This window comes from Collinsella aerofaciens (assembly GCF_964243765.1).
GTDB lineage: Bacteria > Actinomycetota > Coriobacteriia > Coriobacteriales > Coriobacteriaceae > Collinsella > Collinsella aerofaciens_BU.
On the sequence record NZ_CAXTGI010000003.1, the window covers coordinates 91,823 to 109,918 of the forward strand.

Here is an 18,096-nt window from a genome sequence, read left to right on the forward strand (position 1 = left end):
CTAGCAGCGTCCAGAAGTCTAGCCAAGTAGCTTCGACTCGATTCCCGCGAAATCAATAAGACCCGTTGAGTAATCTAAAATAAATAGCAGACAGGTACCAAGAACCCATACCTCATCAGCCAAACGCAAAGTATCGTTTTGCGCCTTCACGATCGTCTCATGGTCAAGGTCTCTATACTCAGACTCATAACCGGCCTCGCCGTTATAGCCGCACAACCGAAGCGCCTTGATGGCGGTAAGAACAATCATTTCATCAACGTCAGGTCTAATAAAATGCCGTTCAAAACTCTGGTACCTAGAAGCATTGCCAACAATTGACTTGTATTTCAAAACGTCTTCGCGAGAAACAGTTCTATTTAGATATTCAGCGTCGGGCATTTTCAGAAAGTGCTTACATGCCTCAACCATTGGATAGTTAACGTAGAGCTTGCCATTGTCTGTGCTCTCGTTAAAGTAACGTTGCATTACCTCTAACCGTGCAGGTGAGAACCTATTATCTTGGGGCTCATAGTCAAAGACCAGCAAAACATCAGAATAATCCTGGTCAAATAGCCACTTATCCTCTTGAGAAGCACGTTCCTTAAGGACGCCGAGCAGCGATAAGTCATCCTGAAAGCCGTCCGAAAACATCCTTTCGTAAAGCTCGTAGATATTTGTGTTATAGGGGACGATCTCATAGCCAATGTCGAGGCCATAGCACTCAAAGAGAGCATGAAAGAGATTAATCTCTTGCTTTACACCCTCAACGATAAGCAGGACTTGCTTCCTAGACATCGAATTCGCCAGCCTTATAGAGCTTTTCGAGGTTGTGCCCTTCCCTTAGTTCCCTATCTGTTGCATTGGCAGCTGAAATAATATTGTGATCCGAAAGAATGAATAAACAGTCTGGCCTAAGGATTTTATTGCTGAACAAATCTGTATTATGCGATGCGCAAAGCACTTGGCGTCCGGTCTGGGACTTAAAATAGCCAACGACCTTCTCGGCGAGATCGTGATGGTAGAACGCATCGAACTCGTCTACAAAAAGCAAGGACGGCACACTTGTAGCATGGAAATAATTAAACAGTCGCAGCAGTGCAACAGTGCCGCTTGAGCAGTTTTCTACAAACGGAATAAGTCGACTTTTTTCAAAGTACAAAGCGATATCACCCGATGGCGTTTCACGCGCAGTAAGGCGTTCTCGAATCCCAAAGTCATTCAAAAAAGCCTGAAGCTCAGAAACCAAGTCATTCGAAATAACATTTTCGGCGATGGTAGAGACAAGGTTACGGTCGTTCATATGCGCGTCGCCAATGGCATCCATTGACCGCGCAAACGTATAAAGCTTAAAAAGAGGCATTGCCCTCTCAAAAGGAATGTTATTGCACACATACGCCAAAACAGAAATGCCGGGAGATTTGAACTCCCAGTTCAATCGATCGGCACCGATAGAAGCCAAATCGCCATCGAGCACTTTACCTGCACGGTGGTCGTAATCAAATGCAATCTTGCCGTTAACAGCCACTGTCTCACGAAGATAATCTGTTATCCCAGTCTTTTCGTAACGATAAGCAACTTCGTCATTCCCAAAGCGAAACGTGTAGGCAAAGCACGCCGACGTGACCCCATCAACTGCGCTGAGGTAATTAGTTTTATTGGAATAGAAGGTCCGACGCCCCACATTTGCTGAAATATCGAGAAGAGCATTGGAGAAATTTGTTTTGCCGACAGCGTTTTTACCGTAGATAAGACCACAAGAAACGATGCCCTCATCGATGGCTGACGTGTTGAATCTGTAGTCCCTGACATCGGTCAAATTGAAGGTAAATCTATGGGAGAAGTTTCGGAATCCCTCGACCTCAAAACGCGTTAGCATCGAAACCTCCATGTTATACTTGCCGTAAAGTTTTTACGGCAAGTATAACATGGAGGCGACTTGGCGAGGGCCTTATAGTCGAAGTCAAGTTGTCCAGCGTGTAGTAGTAGGAGTACGAATAACGTGACCTAGGTTGACATGGCAAAGACACCGTGAGGCTGTGCCATTGACGATATTCAGTAGTACTCAGGCGAGCAAATAATCACTCGGCCTAAACTCTGTCAAAATATTCCTCAATAAGACGCTCCAATTTAGACCGATCTCTTGCGATCAGAAACTCCCACAAACCGTCACCGTTCATGAGCATGCGATTAAATGAATCTACTGCATAATCAGCCAGGTGAGAGATAGAGACGCAACGCTCAATCTCCAATCTTTGCCTAAATACAACGGCGTGACGAGGGCTCAACGGGAAATAGATGCCACAAGGATTTTCGTCACTCTCGTCCTTCCACTCGACATGCACGGGAAGCGACGTTGTGACAAAGTCAGTACCTTCAGGTGCTATGTAAAACAGGCAATCCATGTCAAGCAATAAGACAAGTAGATCGTACAGAGGCGCGCCCTTGTCGAGCCTGAACAGCGCCGTATCCAGATAGGCAAGCTCGACAATGGCTTCAAATTCGTCTCCGTACCCTGCCAAATCCATTTGCGAAATGTCTTCGTCCGAGAAAAAGCCACTCGACAACAATTCGACAGAGTGGGCACCGGCGTTACCCCTCACCTCATTCAACCATTTAGGATTCCTCACAATGAGAAAGGCAAGCAAAAAAGCCAGCTGAGTAATCAACTCTACGCACGCTTCACCTTTTGGCATTTTTCCAGAATCAAGATAACTGAGCAGCGATCGGTAGGCAGAAGCAAGATCATTCTCGATTCTGCCAAGAGCATCTTCAATTACGCCCTTTTCAACGAAACCGTCTTCGCCCAAGGCTTCGCGTCGCCTAACCTCATAGAGGTAGTTTTCTGCACAAACGTTTTCGGGCTTCGTTCGAAAGACGGGTTTCAAACCGCTAGCGTCACGCCTTACAGCACTGAGATAACCCGAGTCATCGGTAAACGATCTAAGATAAAATCGAGGCACGTAATGCTGATTCTTAACTCCAGGCACACTTACACCCCCACCATAATCAAATCACTCTAGTCGGCTGTGTAAAAAGGATTAAACCCAGTCTGAACGTCTGAGACAAGAGAAATGTATTTATCTGGAACGACTCCCAAAGCATCAGGATCTTCCGTCTCAAACAGAAATAATTGGACATCATCCTTATCGACAAGTGAATAAAACTTCGAAATTATTGCCCCTATCGCACCACGGCTTTCCTCATCAAACGGCGACGAAACATGGTCAAAAGCAAGCAAAGGGACAAGCGGAATGTTGCGCTTTGGAAGCAAGTAATGCATGAAGGCAAAATAGCCGCAGACTTGCATCAACGTGTGACGAGCACGACTCCCCGTAAACACATCAACGTTATCTTCTCCTTCAGTAAATGTAGGCTGAAGCCCCACTCCTTCCTTTTGAAACTTGATATGAAAATCAAGTTGCTTAAAGTCAGACACAACAAAGGAAGAGGCCGGAGAAGCGGAATGATACAAATCGGTAACGGTGTCAGAAATGGAATTAATAGAAGTATCATCATCAGAATGCTTGAGTTTAAACAGCTCCCGTTTTAAACGAGAGATTTCCTTTTTCACATCATCATAATTATCTGGCTTGCAGAGCGCCGAATACTGAGATAGATACTCATTTACCACCAAGACGGCCTTGCTTTTTTCATTAAAATCAAGCGGATTGAATACCACGTTTGCGGCTGTTAACTTAGCTTCAAGATGAGTTAATCTATTCTCTTTGCGCTCAAGCAAAGCCGTTTGCAAATCAAGATCTTTTCGGGGTATCGACACCTCAATTTCGTTAAGCAGACTGCAAGTTTGGTCCAATAAATCTGCTCTAGAATCATCCTCAGCAATCAGTGAACTCAACCTGTCCAGAAGGCGATGCCGTTTCGCATCCTGAACCTTTGTCCCATTCAGCTCATGAATCATTTGTTTCTGAGCCTTGATATCGTCCCTTAACTGATCCGCCTCCACAACATCGTTCGCATTTAAACTCGAAGAAGAGTCGAGTTTGGTGGAAATTGCGGCCGACTCAACCAATTCAGATATTACAGCGGCATTGCTGCCGTCAAACCGTTCGACAATTCCAAGCTTTGCCAGCTCTTGATTAACCGCCTCTAGATAATGATTATTAAAGGCGCGCCGGGCTTCCAACTCGCGAGCCTGTTTGTTAAGATCAGCTATCTTGCGCTGAAGGAGCACGATTTGATTCGCGTCAATGCTAAAGAGATAATCAAATAGCGGCCTCTGTTTAACCCGATATTTAGTTTCGAGGAGCTTGCTGAAGAAACTGTTAATTCGGCCGACTGTAACTTCGCTTAGAAAAGAGAATAAGGTGAACGTCCTATATGTCAGATCTTGTCCGACATATTCAGAAAGGCTAGCTGGCTCGTCCGCTGATTCCAGAAACAAAGAATTAAGGTATCTTCTATATTCCTCAAGATCAGACACCTTGCAAGCTGTCCCATCTATTACCAGCCTAAACACATTGTCGAGTAAATCGCGATATAAGATAAGGACATGACCATTAAAGGAAATCTGCATCTTGGCCGTCTGCAACGACTCCTTAAACCAAGGTGCCTCGGATAGATTCTTTTTATCAGCGCCAAGCATATAATCAATAAAATTGTAAAATTCCGTTTTTCCAGAGCTATTCGGCCCGTGGATGTAATTTATACCGCTAGAAAAGGAATATCTAAACGTCTTGCCAGAAAAAGAGATTAGTTCCAAACACTCAATGCTAAACATTACGAATCATCTCCGACAGAACATATTTATCGTCCAAGGAAGCGACTTCACATATCAATTTAGGGATAAACGGATTCTTTACCTTGCAGTCCTGTGCTCGTCCTTCGCCAGTAAGGCAAGCAAGAGCGCCTTCGATAGCAATGAGACCGCCTTCAGCGGCTATCTCAATTGTTTCAACTGAATATTGAAGCTCATATAAGAACGACTCATAGTTACCAGAAACCGCACAGGTCGCCCTCTCAATTAAATGCTTTGAATATCTGCCATTTAGCAGCTCGCTACCATGAGATTCAATCGATTTAGATAGGAACATTAAAACTAGTAATTTAGTAATGCTCATACTGTTAACGCAGGAAAGAACGGCAAGCAAATAGTCAAGATAAATGCTTACCACTATTGCTCGCTGGCGAAGAAATAGATTATTTGAACAGTTAGTCATTGGCTTCGTCTTCCCAAGAGATCAGTTTATCAGCAGGGGTTTCTTCCCTCGTTAGCCAAATACAAGACCCCCATTTTTCATGCTCATTAAAAGCGTACTGATTTGATTTGTCTTTAGTAGCTAGCAGCCGTTTAATTGGAGAATCGTCTGCATTGGCCTTTAGCAAAAGACAGGAGTCACGAAAGTTATCGAACGTCACACTTTCCAAGCTAGCAGCAGCGCCAGCTTGACACCTAGCGAGCCTCTCATAATTAACAGAACGGTAGTATTCCGAATAATACAGATGCCGTGAAATGAATGAAGGCTCATCCAGACAGGACCGCAGTTGCCGATATTCACGCGATGACTCCTTAGCACTAAGCAAATCGCTATCCGCAGCAGCCATCCATGCAGAATAATCAGGTTCAAATCGGTTTGAGGATATTTTCTCGCATATCTGCTCGCAAAGCTGCATAAATGACTCATAGCCGATTTCATAAGGAGATGCTTTTAACATCGCATCAGCAATATTGTAATGAATCACCCTTTTCAACTCAGCAATACGTTCGTTGAATAAATCGACGTCTGAAGTAAGGTGAAAGGGGCTTGCAAGTCCATCCCGAATCTCTGCATTGAGCTTATCCTCGTTAATAGGACGAGCACATGCACACTTTTTAACACGAGAAAAGTATCTAACAATTTCATCTTTGCTATAAGTAGCCTTTAGTTTTGCAGCGTTTGACCTGTTGGACTTTTCCGCCCTATTATCCAGCATCTCGATGAATTGACCGGCGGTAATAGCATTAAAAAACTCAGAGAGAGTTTTTTGGTCCGAATAAAGAAGCCAAAAAGAAGATATCGACTCCTGCTCGCAATCAGCAAGAATCCAATTCGTATAGATTTGAATTACATCTTTTTTGCTAACGTTGGTATTTTTGACCTGAAAAAGCTGAGTTTCACAAAGCCCTATCTGCCCACTTAATTCATCAAGGCCAGTGGAAGCTGAGATATCATCAAGATATTCATAACGAGCAACTGCACCAGGGGTTAATTCTGTAACCTGTTTTAGAAACACGTTCAACTGGAAAGCAAAACCCGCTTGGGCGAATATTCCCGATCGGTCCATATAACACCGCCATAAAGTCATTAATGGTTTTATTTTACCCCACCGTAACTATTTAACTCGCACGATGACACGGCTAGGTCCATTTAGGTTCAGCGAGCCGCTGAAGAAAGGCCTCCTCATGCCCAGTGAGGTCCGGCCAAAGCCGCTGAACGGCTCACGCGCCGATAGCGTGCCCATTTCATGGTACAGGGAAGTCACCCCTCCCCGTCCATGACCGTCCAGCTTACAGGCTCAATGCCCGGAAGAGACGTTAGGCAAGAGGGGCAGGCAACCTGATAGTTCCCGTAATTTGTTCTGCGCTGCATCGAAGCGGAGACGTATACCGCTTTGCGGGCGCGAGTGACGCCGACGTACAGCAGGCCTATTTCCTCAATAAGCCCATCTGGCATTTTCTTCGCATCAGCAATCTGGCAACCTCGCGCAGAACGTAAGCATATACCAGCATTTTCGCAACGAGAGCAAATCCCTCCAGGCCAATCGAAACGCGTAACGCCCGGAATGAAAACGGTGTCCCACTCGAGCCCCTTAGCGGAGTGAACGGTCATCATGGAGATGCCCACATCAAGGTAATCGGAGAAACGTCGCAGGGAGCCCTCGGAAAAGATACTAACGATATAGTCGAAGCGCTCCGAAGGTCCCATCGCGACGCAGTCATTTTTAAGGTGTTTCCGCAGCGCTCCTAGAAGCATGGCATAGGACCGCCCATACTCGAACCTCTTGGAGCCAGTCAGCAGTTCCTCAGAGATGGAGTCGATTATTTTGTCCGCAGCAGACCGGCTGACGCCCTTTTCTCCAGACACTGCATCGGTAATCCTGGATAAAGCAAACGCATTGAATTCGATGAATCCCCGACTTGTATCCGAGAAGAGTCCGTTGAAGTAAGAGATACCTTCTTTAGCAAGCTCTTCCATAATGAGATCGGCAAGGGCACCACGCTTACGAACAAGAATCGCAATCCTCCCGCCACTGCTTTGAGCGAGCGCCGTAACCTTGGAAACGATGGCAGTCGCTTCGTCTTGCTGAGTAGAGCCAACAAATATGGGAAGTCGGGGCGTACCGCCGGCAATGGCGCCCTTCATGTTGGAGCGAATCGCAGCACCGAGCTCTCCGACGATAGATCTCCCAGAAAACCTATGGTTATACTCGAGTTCCAACGGCGTTAGACGCAGGTCGGTAGTGGCCTTTGCCTTTAAGCCTTCCATTGCACCAATAAAACCATAAACACGCTGAATGGGGTCGCCGAACATGCAGATCCCCGACTCATCAGAAATCAGACCCCTTAGGAAGACATAGCACAACGCATTCGTGTCCTGCGCCTCGTCGACAAGCACGACAGGATATGCTGCCGACAGATAGGACCTTAACTTGGGAAAATGAGCGAGCAATTCAATTGCAAGGGAAATCATTGCGGAGTATGGCAAGAGACCGTTCGATGCAAACCTTTCCTTGATGATCCTATTAAAGGAAAACATCACACGCCTCAAGTCCATTTCCTGACCGTTTCTCATGAAGCGGAGGAAGTCGTCAACGGCATTCTTTTCATCCCAGGTCAGCCTGCCACCTCGCGAAACCAGCTCGCTAACGGCGCTGTTGTCATCAACCATAGAGAGCTCGCCAACGTTCACTGGGAGCGAGAGCGATTTCCAGTATCTGCGTAGCAGAGCCCAAGCAAAGCCGTGGAAGTTGGTCGCCATGACGCTGTCCTCAAAACGCTTGGCCACGGGACCAGGAAGTGCCGACATAGTGATGCCCAAATCCATACGCATCCTCCGCGCGGCGGCAACGCTAAAGGTCAGGGCCAAAATCCTTTTTGGCGGATGGACTTCGCCAGATGCCAGCAGCCAGCAAGCCCGCCCAGTCATCACCGTGGTCTTCCCGTAGCCTGCCGGCGCCTCCACGAACACCCTCTTTGATGGCGAGAAAATCGCGGAGCACTGCGATGCATCCCCACCACAGCGCGCCTCAATCTCGGCTCTAACACTATCCCGCAGGTCAGTCTGACTCATCAGCATTCGAGCCCCACGGCCTTGCGAATAATACTTTTGTAACATGTGGGAACGCCATTAGCACCAAGAGCCTCCGCGAGGGCGACGCCAGACACGACGCCCTTGTTCGATGAAAGCCATGCATACATAAGCGCACGTGATTTGGGCGTGTCTGCGAATAACCCGTCAAACTCCGATCCCCGGAAATCGTATTCAGGGTCCCGCAAGTTAACGCCGTAGACAGCACAGGCGCTTTTCAAAGCTTTACTATTCCCCTTGATGCAAGTTGCCCTCTGAAAAGGATCAATCGACTCAAGAAGCGCAATAAACGCACCCTGGTTATCGCTAGCGAAGAACGAGTCAACGACCTCACCTTCGAAATCCCGTTCGGTTGTCGTTATATGGTCTTCAGAAGTTTCTTGCAGCTCATCCTCATCTCTGTCGACAATTGAATAATTTGGAATCTCGAACTTGCCCAGAAGTTCACAGAGTGGTTTAACGTTCTTTTTCCCGCCGGCCCTGATAGGCACAACTCCATAATCATCCAGATCCATCCCAAGGTTGCGAGCGAACACCGGAATGGCTCCAGACTCTGTCTGCCCCTCAAAAGCCAAAACCGACCGCGCGAAAAAGGCCTCTCGTATCGACTCAAAGTTCAGCATAAGATGCTTTTCAACCTTGTCGGACAGGTCAATATCCCTACCGCATATGACCTTCGGCGAATTTTCGCCCTGCCCGAATCGCACAATGTTCTTATAGCCGCGAGCCAGAATGTTAGGCGAATGCGTCACCATGATCAGCTGAGCTTTGATTGAATCAATTCCAAAATAGTCCTTTAGAAGAGCATTGAATCTATCATCCTTCCCTTCGCAAATCCTATGCAAGCTCTTCGAGAGACGCCTCTGCATATACGGGTGAAGGTGGGCTTCGGGTTCGTCATAAGCCAGAACGGCATGCAGCACGCGTCTGTCATCATCATCTGAGCAAAGGCTCTCTTGAAGGCGTTTAGGCGAAAGACGCATAATGCTCTCGATTATCGAGAGCGAGGCAATAGCGAGGTACTGCAAGCCTACCCCTGCCTTTTTAAAATGAACGCCCCTCTTGTCAAGCAAGGTAACCAAACTTCCAAGCGTTCCGCCATCCGATGAATCGACGCCAGGCCTCACACCATATGATGACAGGATCGGGACGTCGCCGACGATTTCGCCGAGATCTGCAACCAGACCTTCGAGCTCGCTCCCATCCAGAAAATCGGAGACCTCTTTACCCTCCTTATCTAGATAAAGAGCGATACCTTTGGAGAGAACTTTACCGACACCTCGGGTACCATCAAACGCCAGGTCTCCCCTATTAAAGGATGCAGTCGAGTACCTGAACATGTGAACGGATCGCATCAGAGAGGGTGGAATACTTTCTCCGCTCCCTTCGGCCTTAAATTCAATTCGAGAATCCGGGTCGTCAGCAAAAGCGCAGATGGTAATAGTGTTTCCGGTCGTAGGATCGATGTCGAGCCCCGTTATTCCGATCTCGTCCTCGTCCAACTTTAAAGTTACTAGAGCCCCTGCGCGCTTTTCAATGTCAGCGAAATCCTCTTCGCTAATCGTCGCTTGATTGAAAACTGTATTGAGCAAGTCAAGCACATTCGTTTTGCCGAGGTTGTTCTCGCCGACAATATAGCTCACGTCCTCGTCAAAACTAATCGACACTCCATCGAGATTCCGATAGTTCTCAATCCTCAGTTTAGAGATCCTCATGCGTCCTCCCGACCTTTATGGTTTTATGGCTTCCAACAATCTAACACGCCTCGTGTTGTACTGAACTTGAGGCACAGCCACTTCGAGAGGCTTGTAAATCAAAAGCGTAGTCCTAAGAAGGTTGTTTGCATGCACCAAGCCGTCTCCTAAGGCTCCCCCTCCCCAACATTCCCCAGAAAGTTCGCTGATGTTGACTGGGGTTCCCGTAAAATAAACCCCAACAAAATATGTGCGGAGTGCTGGCCTGGAGCTGCCTTCGGACCCTATTGGCTGCTCACCGAGAGGCTCCGCTATGAAACGACCCCTTTACTACCTGCTCTGCGCGATCGCGTACACGTCCATGGTCGGCGCGACGATGCCCATGGCAGCCATTGCGGAGGCGATTCAGCCTCAAGCAACAGCCGAGCAGCAGGCGCAAGCCGACGCCACGAGCAGCGACACAGGCAAGGCCGAAGACGGCACCAGCACAAATGCGACAGCGGATACCGTAGAGGACGGCACCGCAACATCCACCGGCGTGAGCGCAGTCAACACGGAAAGCGCCGACGCCACCAATGCCGACTCCCCCGCCACAACCGGCACCCCCGCCCCATCCCTCCGAGCCCAAGCCAACCCCGCGCCCGCCGCGATCTCCGCCACGTCACAAACCGGCTACGCCCACTCCACTACCGCAACCCAAAACGGCGTCACCTTCACCGTCTCGTGGAACGACGCCCCCGCGGGCACCGCGACGACCTTCCACGTAACTCAGGCCGACGGCTCGTCCCAGGCCAAGGCGCGCATGGACGTGCCCACCTATTGGGACGGCGGCAGCCAGGAAAGCATCTGCGACCCGTCGCGCCCGGCATGGGCCAGCTACTGCAGCCTGGGCACCGCGGGCCACGACTTTACCTTTGACTTCACGGCATCGGGCACGTACCGTATCTACTTCTACTTTATGGACAACGACAGAAACGACCCTCAAAACGACAAGGGGATCTACTACCTGCGCACCACGGCGGAGGTGACCGTAAACGACGCCGCCCGTCCGAGCGTCACGCAGATCGTCAACGGCGCCGTGGACCTGTGCAGGCAACAGACAGACGGCTCGGAATACGACATGGCGCTGTGGCTCCACGACTGGACGCTCGACCAGCTGGAGTACGACCACAGCCTCAACTGGTGCTCGGCCGAAAGCGGCCTCACACGCCACCAGGGCACCTGCGAGAGCTACCAGCGCATCTACTCCAAGCTCCTTGACGCCGCGGGCATCGCCAACGGCCGCATCACCGGCAACGGCCACACCTGGAACGCCGTAAAGATCGACGGTAAATGATGCCAGATGGACCTAACCTGGGACGACACGAACGACAACTGGTACGGAGACCTGGACCAGCGCCATCTGTACTTTGGTCTGACCGACGAGCTCATGGCAATCGCCCACTCCGACCACCCGGCTAACTACCAGAAGGCCGACTACGCCTACCGCTCAACCGACCTGTCCAACAATTACTCAGTGCGAAATGGCAAGGCCGATGAATGGGCGGAGAAGTATGCCGACCGCATTCAGCATCACTTGGATGCCAAGGAAAAGAGCTTTTCCATTGATGCCGGCAATCAGTCCTTCCCGCCGAGCATCTCGGGGATTCAGAACGGGATTGCTGCTTATGCGATGAATCTAAGGGAGTGGAAGACCGGTGGCGCCAAGGTTGAGCTTACTGCGGCATCTAACGTCACCAAAGAATCGAACTACAAATGGTGCGCTAAGTACGACCTAACAGCTAAATACCAAAACACAGCTTTGGAGAGGGTCGTCGACGACGGCGCCTACCGGGTGGCGAGCGCGGTGGACGGATCTATGGCCGTCGCGGCCTCGGCCTCCGGGTGCAGCATCGCCACGGACCCGGCATCGCGTCTGACAGCATCTCCATAGCGGTCACCGTCCTTTCCCAGAATCCGTATTATGGTATTCCGGATTCATGAACAGGGACAGTTTTGCCCTTTTCGACGGCTGGCCGTCTGCGGATTTACATCAACATATCTGACGAGATCGAAATCATAAGTCACATTAAAACAATGATTAACACTTATTTCTTCAATGCGCAGGACCACTGCATGAGACCAGCTCTAATCAACGCAAAATAATGAGAAGAAAATTTACGTGAAAGGTACATAGGCCATTTCCAATTATTATATGTAAGCTGAGCAACCCCATTACCAACCACAAGCGCCCAGACACCCATGTTAGTAAAGGAAATTAAGACATACGACAATACAAAACCTGCAATAGCCGAAACTATATATGCCGGAAGATAGGGGATTTCATTTGTACTGATAATGTAATTACAGCACAATGAATGATGGTTCCAAACCGCAAGATAAACAACCAAGGCAAAATAAAGAAGCCCGTCGGGGGAAAAACCTTTCTTAACTAGGAACAAGACTGGGAAGCCGACAAACCAGACACCGATTGTGCATACAACAATTAAAATCCAATATAGAGACAGACTTTTTTCAATAATTTTTCGTGCAGTCTGAACTTCACCACCAGCATAAGCAGATTGAAACATCGGAATAAAAGATCGAACGTAGGCGCTGGCAAACCCGTAAATTGCACCGCCAACTTGAATAATTAATGAATACTGAGAGTTTACCTCCACGCCAAGAAAATAGGAGCAGAGCAGTGAACTCAACTGAGTGGAAGCATAGCAGCAAAGTTGAACAACGCCGTCCCTCCACGCCAAATAAGCCACTGAAATAAACGTTTCTTTTATTTCAGAAATAGAAACACCCGCACAAGCGTCGTTTGCTTTTCTCATCGCCTCTGAGTGAACCTCCAGAAAGCGACCGCAAAAAAATCTCAGCACAATGTCATTAAACAGATAACCGATGGCAGCGCCAATAATGCCAAAACCCATAAACAGCAAAAGCGCAGACACCACAAGCTGCCCAATGCGACCATAAGACTTTGCCCTGCTTTCAGCGGAGATATCCCCGAATCCTCTCAGGCAGGTCGTATAATGAAAAAAGAATAAATTAAAAAACACATCAAAACAAAAAATTAACCATGCAATCCAACAAGAAAAGGGATCAATAGCACTCGAAATTGAAGAAATGTAGGCAGTTCCAACTGTAGCGGTAAGCATCAAGACAACGCAAGAAATTAACGCGTAAACAAGCCGGGATGTTTTAATCAATTTGCCAAGCAGCTCATAGTCTACAGAATCACCAACTTGAGATGAATCGTAGCCGCTCTTGCTAATGCTACGCGCACCGCTAAGACAATAGACAATATTTCTCGCAAAAGTTGGTGTGAAGCCAAATTCAAATAAGAGCGTTAAATTACCAATGGCAACAAATGTGTACCAGAGACCAAGTTCGGCGCTAGATAAGTAAGCAAGCAGAAACGGAAGAAGAAGAAAGCTGCTCCCCATTGAAAGAACAGTACTTACATAGTTCCACAAAATGTCTGACTTGGTAGTATTAATTTTTGCCATTATTTAGCCATCTCCACAACATCCTTTGATGGCACCCCGGATTGACAGGACCCCTTATATGAAAAGGCGGGCAGCGCCATAAGCATAAAGAAATTACATGCTGGATATAACATTCCGCATTCAACAAACCCCATTAGGGAATACAAGACCAAGCCCATGAATGTCACGTGGGCCGAAATACGCGCTTTATTTATCGCTACGCAATAGAAAACAACAAACGCAGTAAATGGGATCAAACCATATTGAATAAGTAATCGACAATAAGCATTATCAAGCATGACTCTTGTTTGGATTAAATAACCGCCCGTTGCAGACGGCAGCGAAACTATGGCCGTTAAGTCATTACCAAAAACAGTCAGAGGATAGTTTTCAAAATAATAGGCGGAATAAAAAATCCGGTTAGTCATTAAATTATCAAGCTGGACAAGCCAAGTATTGACACCATGGGACCACATAAAAGGCAAGGCTATACTAACAATCGCCAGAAAAAGCGGTAAAAAAGTAAAAAGGGACCCATATGGTTTTGAACGGGGGCTTCTGAATAAAATAACCGAATACAAGGCCATTACGAAAATGCCTGCTGCAGAAGTTTTTGAATCCGCTACGAAAAAAGCAATTGCAAAGCAGAAGATACCCACAAGACCACTTCTGCCTTTCAGCTCAAAAACAGAAGCAGAATAGGCGATAAACAAAAGCTGGCCAAAATTATTAGGATGGGCAAAACCCATCGAATTTCGAACAAAATTGCTACCGCGCGACATTAATACAGAAGGAATGGCACCGACACTATTAAGACCAACAACCATCAATAGAGTTAAGACGGAAGATACAAGAATAGGCCTAGAAATGTAGGATTCAGGGACGTCTTCAGCACATAGACAAAGCAGAGCCAACCAAATAATCTGAGGAGCTTTATTTGATTTCAGCGACCCGACGCAGATTAAAATCAACAGCAACCCAACAAGCACTTTTACATGGGAAGTCTTTTGTAGTAAAAGCTTCAACAGTAGAAACGCTAAGGCACATAACTCAAAAACCAGCGAAAGCACTGCAAGAGAAATCCCAAACACATTGTTAGCATTTACTGATCCAATATAATAAGAAGTTGAAAATAAAGCCAATGCGAAGCTGAACAGTACAGCCCCCGCATTTACCCGTTTAATCTCAGTCCAGGATCTTTCAACATTAGTCAAAGTCAATTAACATACCCCATAAACAAACTTAGTAAAGCCAATTGCAGCCATAACACGCCTCGCGAGAAGAAGACGGATCGTAATGCGATTTTTCACTTCAGAGATTAAACGGCGTGAATAACGGTGAGAGGCAAAACCTTCCATTAAATAGCTGAAATACGGCTGGCAGACCATATCAGAGACAGGCATATAAAGCTGATTCGATTCAAACCGTGCAAGATTACGAATCAAAGATAAGACTTCCCTGACTGCAGATTGCTTGTAAAGTTCGTTTAAATCCGGATTCACGAGACATAGCTCGTATAGTTTAATCAATAAATTATCGACACCCTCGATAGCCGAGATATCAGTATTTCTCGTCACCGAATCACTATTGTTCACATAGCAATAGACCGCCGAGTCTACCACTTTTACATTTTCCGCCAGACGATAAGCATCTACCATAAACAGTGCGTCTTCACCGAAACGAATGCCATCTTCAAATTTAAGAGAACCGTTCCGAAATAATGATTTGTTAAATATCTTTCCACAGACGCTTCGAAATGCAACACCATTAGCAAAGCTCGGAAACGGTACTTTATTAACATTGTCCCAAAATGCAAGGCTAAGCGAGCATGCTGTTTCCCATCCAATACTTATAGCCTTGCTCGAATAATCGCCATGCTCATTCAGCAGCGCCCCGATAACCAAGCTACAGCCATCTGAGGATTCAAGCAACAACCTAACTGCATTTATAGGCAGTATATCGTCAGCATCAACAAATGCCACCCAATCACCGGAGGCCTCATCGATACCCCTATTACGCGCCACGCATACACCGCTATTGTTTTGACTAATCAGCTTAATCCGGTTGTCGCCCTCTGCAATAGCCATAACTAGCTCAGTGCCACGATCTGTCGACCCATCATCAACAATAATTACTTCAATGTTGCTCACACTCTGACGCAGAAGACTATTTAATGTCTTTTGAATCGTTTTTTCAGCGTTATACATCGGCACAATCACGCTCACAAGAGGATTGTTGACCAAGGAAGATTGACAGCAATTTACCTGCTTGCTTGTTGACGTCATAAACAGACGACCCCCGCAAGCTTATTTGGACGACCCATAGAAATAATTACGTCAATCCATTCGGCAACATTAAAGGAGCATTTTAAAAATTTATCAGAAATATCAGCCGTATCTGGAACGCCAAATGAACAGACACAAGGCAATCCGTTAAGCTGGGCCTCAATTGCAGCAACACCAAGTCCCTCAAACGTTGCAAGAAAGTCAAACGTAGCATATGAGCTAAGACACTTTATATACCTCCCAACAACGAATTCGGTTCCACAAAGCCCATTTGAAAGGCCAGAAACTAAAACCCTAGGCTTATTGTGGTCCAAGGCAGACGAAACCATTAAAAAGCCTTCCTTCCAAATCTAAGAACCGATAGAACAGAGGAGATAAACCAAGACAGCTTGGGTCCAATTACTGGCGCAAGCTTTTTCCTCATTTCAACACGGAACTTCTTAGCGGGTGACAACCAGGTGCCTGAATAATGATGAATAGAATATGTATCCTCAGTAATTTCAAACTTGCCACTATGGCTGTCTAGGGGATCAAAATAAGTAGCAGGGTATGCAGTGAAACCATTTAACTCCTGGAATGAACCGTCTCTCCTAAGAGCGCAATTCACTTCCAAGTAATCAGTCAGCACCCTCGGAGAGGTATCCATAGAGTTGCGGCCTTTTCGCAGCTCAAATTTCATAGATTCATATAATTTTGCGACATCGCTCATGACATGGCTTCCGGACTCAGAACCCATGATGAGGCCGGGATTCAAGAAGAAATTATTCTTCATGAATCCCGCAAAGGCCTCATTATCTAAAAGCCCGTCCAAAGGCTTCAGGACTTCAACATCTGTATCGAGAAGAATTCCACCCTCTGAATACAGTATTTTGTATCGCGCATAGTCGCTGACAAACGCCCATTTTTTTGAGGCATATGCCTCACGAGAAAAGTCACATTGATTTATATCGAAATTGCTTTCGTCCCATCTACGAATTTCCCAATCAGGCATGATCTTCGACCAAGACTCAATGCATTTTCTTTCAAGTTCAGGAAGCTCACTTCCTCCGAACCAGATGTAGTGCAGAACTTTAGGAATCATCAATTCCCTTTCGAACATTAGGCTACTTCTTTATGATTTTTTTAACCAGACGCTTCATCGGGTCATAAATTCCAAGCTTTTCGCATATATGCCTAGCAAAGCGCTCGGCTTTCACTTTTCCGGAATCGGGGAACCACTTATTCATTAGCTCCTCACCATCCAGATTCGCCACATCAGCCATGAATTCATCGCGGCGCGGATTCAACTTCACGGACTTAGTAAGTTCACGAACACCTTCTACTGCGGCCTCAACATCAATCTCCTTCATACGGGCATAGCTTGAGGCACGATCAAGCAATTCTTGCCCCTCATCGCTTTGGATTAGAACTCGAGTGACGCCTCGATTGTCATCGAACTCTTTCGAGAGTCGATAAACATCGAAGAAATCCCAGCAAGTCAAATCAGTAACGCGATAACGCTTTTTGAACGGGCATTCGTAACAGATGGGTCGATCTGAAAGGTCTGCAAAAAAAGCTCTTAGGTAAGGATCCGTTTCGACACCTTCGCTGTACAGCCTTTCTCCATCCAGAGTCTCGCCTTCGAGCTCGCACATATTTGAATAGCGATAGCCAAACAGTGATTTATCTCTAAAAAGAACGGTCTCACCTTTTACGCCAATCTTTGCGTCAAGCCATTCGACCTGCCGCGCGAACACAGCGCGAGCAGGGTTCGCGCGGCAGACGAAGTCTGCCACGCGTAAATTTGCCGGCCTGTCGCCCAAAAATTGAAGCAGGCCTTCGCATTGACAAGGGGTACCAATAAAGAGAACTTCACGTCCAGTTTTTAGTTGTTGTTTGACCTCGGGATACGCAGGGCCAACGACACTCTGAACATATTTACTGTTGCGGAAGCGCCAAAGTTCATCAACGCTTTCCACAGAAAAATGTCCGACCTTAAGTCGCCCAGGGGCTCCTTCGGCTCGCACAAGCTGTTCACCGCGCAAATAACCTGCGCCAAACACAATACCGCCGTTAGCAATCACGGCCTGAGCAAGGGCAGTAAAGGCCCCGCCAGAAGTACTTTCAGCAAGCACCTTTTGATCATTATGCTGAACTAGAAAGGCTCGCTGGGACTTAGGCTCGTCCTTATCAACATTAAGCACCGGGCAAGCCTTTTCGCATAATCCGCAATCAATGCACTGATCAACATTGACTACGGGGTACTCGCAGCCCTCGGCGTCATATTCCATTGATATGCACTGCTTGGGACATTTCTGAGCACAGGCAGCGCAACCGCAGCATTTACTTTTATCAGTGATGGAGATCATACTGTTCC

At 47.2% G+C, this 18,096-nt stretch carries 16 protein-coding genes and 1 pseudogene; 2 read left to right on the plus strand and 15 right to left on the minus strand.

Annotation, left to right across the window (positions count from 1 at the left end; genetic code table 11):
* Nucleotides 1-18: 18 nt before the first annotated feature.
* The 8 genes from ACESSC_RS03220 to ACESSC_RS03255 form a co-directional block, all read right to left on the minus strand.
* Nucleotides 19-774 (minus strand): hypothetical protein, encoded by a 756-nt coding sequence (locus ACESSC_RS03220; protein WP_373161177.1) that lies wholly within the window; start codon nucleotides 772-774, stop codon nucleotides 19-21.
* A complete protein-coding gene (locus tag ACESSC_RS03225; RefSeq protein WP_373161179.1) occupies nucleotides 767-1,867 on the minus strand; it encodes an AAA family ATPase in 1,101 nt (366 codons plus the stop codon). The genes ACESSC_RS03220 and ACESSC_RS03225 overlap by 8 nt, the downstream gene beginning before the upstream one ends.
* 199 nt (nucleotides 1,868-2,066) lie before the next feature.
* On the minus strand, nucleotides 2,067-2,966 hold the full coding sequence (locus ACESSC_RS03230) for a DUF4238 domain-containing protein (protein ID WP_373161180.1): 900 nt from the start codon (nucleotides 2,964-2,966) through the stop codon (nucleotides 2,067-2,069).
* Between the two features lie 29 nt (nucleotides 2,967-2,995).
* On the minus strand, nucleotides 2,996-4,717 hold the full coding sequence (locus tag ACESSC_RS03235; RefSeq protein ID WP_373161181.1) for an ATP-binding protein: 1,722 nt from the start codon (nucleotides 4,715-4,717) through the stop codon (nucleotides 2,996-2,998).
* Nucleotides 4,710-5,156, minus strand: a complete 447-nt coding sequence (locus tag ACESSC_RS03240; protein WP_373161182.1) for a hypothetical protein — start codon at nucleotides 5,154-5,156, stop codon at nucleotides 4,710-4,712. The genes ACESSC_RS03235 and ACESSC_RS03240 overlap by 8 nt, the downstream gene beginning before the upstream one ends.
* Nucleotides 5,149-6,261 carry a hypothetical protein gene (locus ACESSC_RS03245; protein WP_373161184.1) on the minus strand — a complete coding sequence of 371 codons (1,113 nt, stop codon included), beginning with the start codon at nucleotides 6,259-6,261 and terminating at the stop codon, nucleotides 5,149-5,151. The genes ACESSC_RS03240 and ACESSC_RS03245 overlap by 8 nt, the downstream gene beginning before the upstream one ends.
* Nucleotides 6,262-6,455: 194 nt before the next feature.
* Complete coding sequence (locus ACESSC_RS03250; protein WP_373161186.1) at nucleotides 6,456-8,267, minus strand: UvrD-helicase domain-containing protein; 1,812 nt, start codon at nucleotides 8,265-8,267, stop codon at nucleotides 6,456-6,458.
* Entirely contained in the window at nucleotides 8,267-10,000 is a 1,734-nt protein-coding gene (locus ACESSC_RS03255; RefSeq protein ID WP_373161187.1) for an ATP-dependent nuclease, read from the minus strand. The genes ACESSC_RS03250 and ACESSC_RS03255 overlap by 1 nt, the downstream gene beginning before the upstream one ends.
* Nucleotides 10,001-10,292: 292 nt before the next feature.
* Here ACESSC_RS03255 and ACESSC_RS03260 point away from each other — a divergent pair, with 292 nt between their 5' ends.
* Nucleotides 10,293-11,315, plus strand: a complete 1,023-nt coding sequence (locus tag ACESSC_RS03260) for a hypothetical protein (protein ID WP_373161189.1) — start codon at nucleotides 10,293-10,295, stop codon at nucleotides 11,313-11,315.
* A gap of 6 nt (nucleotides 11,316-11,321) precedes the next feature.
* A complete protein-coding gene (locus tag ACESSC_RS03265) occupies nucleotides 11,322-11,912 on the plus strand; it encodes a hypothetical protein (RefSeq protein WP_373161190.1) in 591 nt (196 codons plus the stop codon).
* Nucleotides 11,913-12,066: 154 nt separating this feature from the next.
* Here the strand turns inward: ACESSC_RS03265 and wzx are convergent, their stop codons facing one another.
* The 7 genes and pseudogenes from wzx to ACESSC_RS09790 form a co-directional block, all read right to left on the minus strand.
* Nucleotides 12,067-13,476 carry an O-unit flippase-like protein gene (gene wzx, locus ACESSC_RS03270; RefSeq protein WP_148332106.1) on the minus strand — a complete coding sequence of 470 codons (1,410 nt, stop codon included), beginning with the start codon at nucleotides 13,474-13,476 and terminating at the stop codon, nucleotides 12,067-12,069.
* Entirely contained in the window at nucleotides 13,476-14,675 is a 1,200-nt protein-coding gene (locus tag ACESSC_RS03275; protein ID WP_373161191.1) for an O-antigen ligase family protein, read from the minus strand. Before ACESSC_RS03275 ends, wzx begins: the two co-directional genes overlap by 1 nt.
* On the minus strand, nucleotides 14,676-15,740 hold the full coding sequence (locus tag ACESSC_RS03280) for a glycosyltransferase family 2 protein (RefSeq protein WP_373161193.1): 1,065 nt from the start codon (nucleotides 15,738-15,740) through the stop codon (nucleotides 14,676-14,678).
* Nucleotides 15,737-16,069, minus strand: coding sequence for a hypothetical protein (locus tag ACESSC_RS03285; RefSeq protein ID WP_373161194.1), 333 nt, complete (start codon nucleotides 16,067-16,069; stop codon nucleotides 15,737-15,739). The genes ACESSC_RS03280 and ACESSC_RS03285 overlap by 4 nt, the downstream gene beginning before the upstream one ends.
* Nucleotides 16,069-16,821, minus strand: a complete 753-nt coding sequence (locus ACESSC_RS03290) for a glycosyltransferase family 32 protein (RefSeq protein WP_373161195.1) — start codon at nucleotides 16,819-16,821, stop codon at nucleotides 16,069-16,071. The genes ACESSC_RS03285 and ACESSC_RS03290 overlap by 1 nt, the downstream gene beginning before the upstream one ends.
* A 22-nt stretch (nucleotides 16,822-16,843) precedes the next feature.
* The gene (locus tag ACESSC_RS03295) at nucleotides 16,844-17,923 is read right to left on the minus strand and encodes a Coenzyme F420 hydrogenase/dehydrogenase, beta subunit C-terminal domain (protein ID WP_505541466.1); all 1,080 of its coding nucleotides are present in this window, start codon (nucleotides 17,921-17,923) and stop codon (nucleotides 16,844-16,846) included.
* Nucleotides 17,924-18,088 (minus strand): annotated as a pseudogene (locus ACESSC_RS09790) (4Fe-4S binding protein); the annotation flags it as partial.
* Between the last annotated feature and the right edge of the window lie 8 nt (nucleotides 18,089-18,096).

Excerpts from the sequence above, each read along its gene's own strand:
- ACESSC_RS03245 (WP_373161184.1), bottom strand. The coding sequence starts at position 6,261 with ATGGACCGATCGGGAATATTCGCCCAAGCGGGTTTTGCTTTCCAGTTG.
- ACESSC_RS03255 (WP_373161187.1), bottom strand. The coding sequence starts at position 10,000 with ATGAGGATCTCTAAACTGAGGATTGAGAACTATCGGAATCTCGATGGA.
- ACESSC_RS03280 (WP_373161193.1), bottom strand. The coding sequence starts at position 15,740 with ATGACGTCAACAAGCAAGCAGGTAAATTGCTGTCAATCTTCCTTGGTC.
- ACESSC_RS03265 (WP_373161190.1), top strand. The coding sequence starts at position 11,322 with ATGGACCTAACCTGGGACGACACGAACGACAACTGGTACGGAGACCTG.
- ACESSC_RS03260 (WP_373161189.1), top strand. The coding sequence starts at position 10,293 with ATGAAACGACCCCTTTACTACCTGCTCTGCGCGATCGCGTACACGTCC.
- ACESSC_RS03285 (WP_373161194.1), bottom strand. The coding sequence starts at position 16,069 with ATGGTTTCGTCTGCCTTGGACCACAATAAGCCTAGGGTTTTAGTTTCT.
- wzx (WP_148332106.1), bottom strand. The coding sequence starts at position 13,476 with ATGGCAAAAATTAATACTACCAAGTCAGACATTTTGTGGAACTATGTA.
- ACESSC_RS03250 (WP_373161186.1), bottom strand. The coding sequence starts at position 8,267 with ATGAGTCAGACTGACCTGCGGGATAGTGTTAGAGCCGAGATTGAGGCG.
- ACESSC_RS03290 (WP_373161195.1), bottom strand. The coding sequence starts at position 16,821 with ATGATTCCTAAAGTTCTGCACTACATCTGGTTCGGAGGAAGTGAGCTT.
- ACESSC_RS03220 (WP_373161177.1), bottom strand. The coding sequence starts at position 774 with ATGTCTAGGAAGCAAGTCCTGCTTATCGTTGAGGGTGTAAAGCAAGAG.
- ACESSC_RS03235 (WP_373161181.1), bottom strand. The coding sequence starts at position 4,717 with ATGTTTAGCATTGAGTGTTTGGAACTAATCTCTTTTTCTGGCAAGACG.
- ACESSC_RS03240 (WP_373161182.1), bottom strand. The coding sequence starts at position 5,156 with ATGACTAACTGTTCAAATAATCTATTTCTTCGCCAGCGAGCAATAGTG.
- ACESSC_RS03225 (WP_373161179.1), bottom strand. The coding sequence starts at position 1,867 with ATGGAGGTTTCGATGCTAACGCGTTTTGAGGTCGAGGGATTCCGAAAC.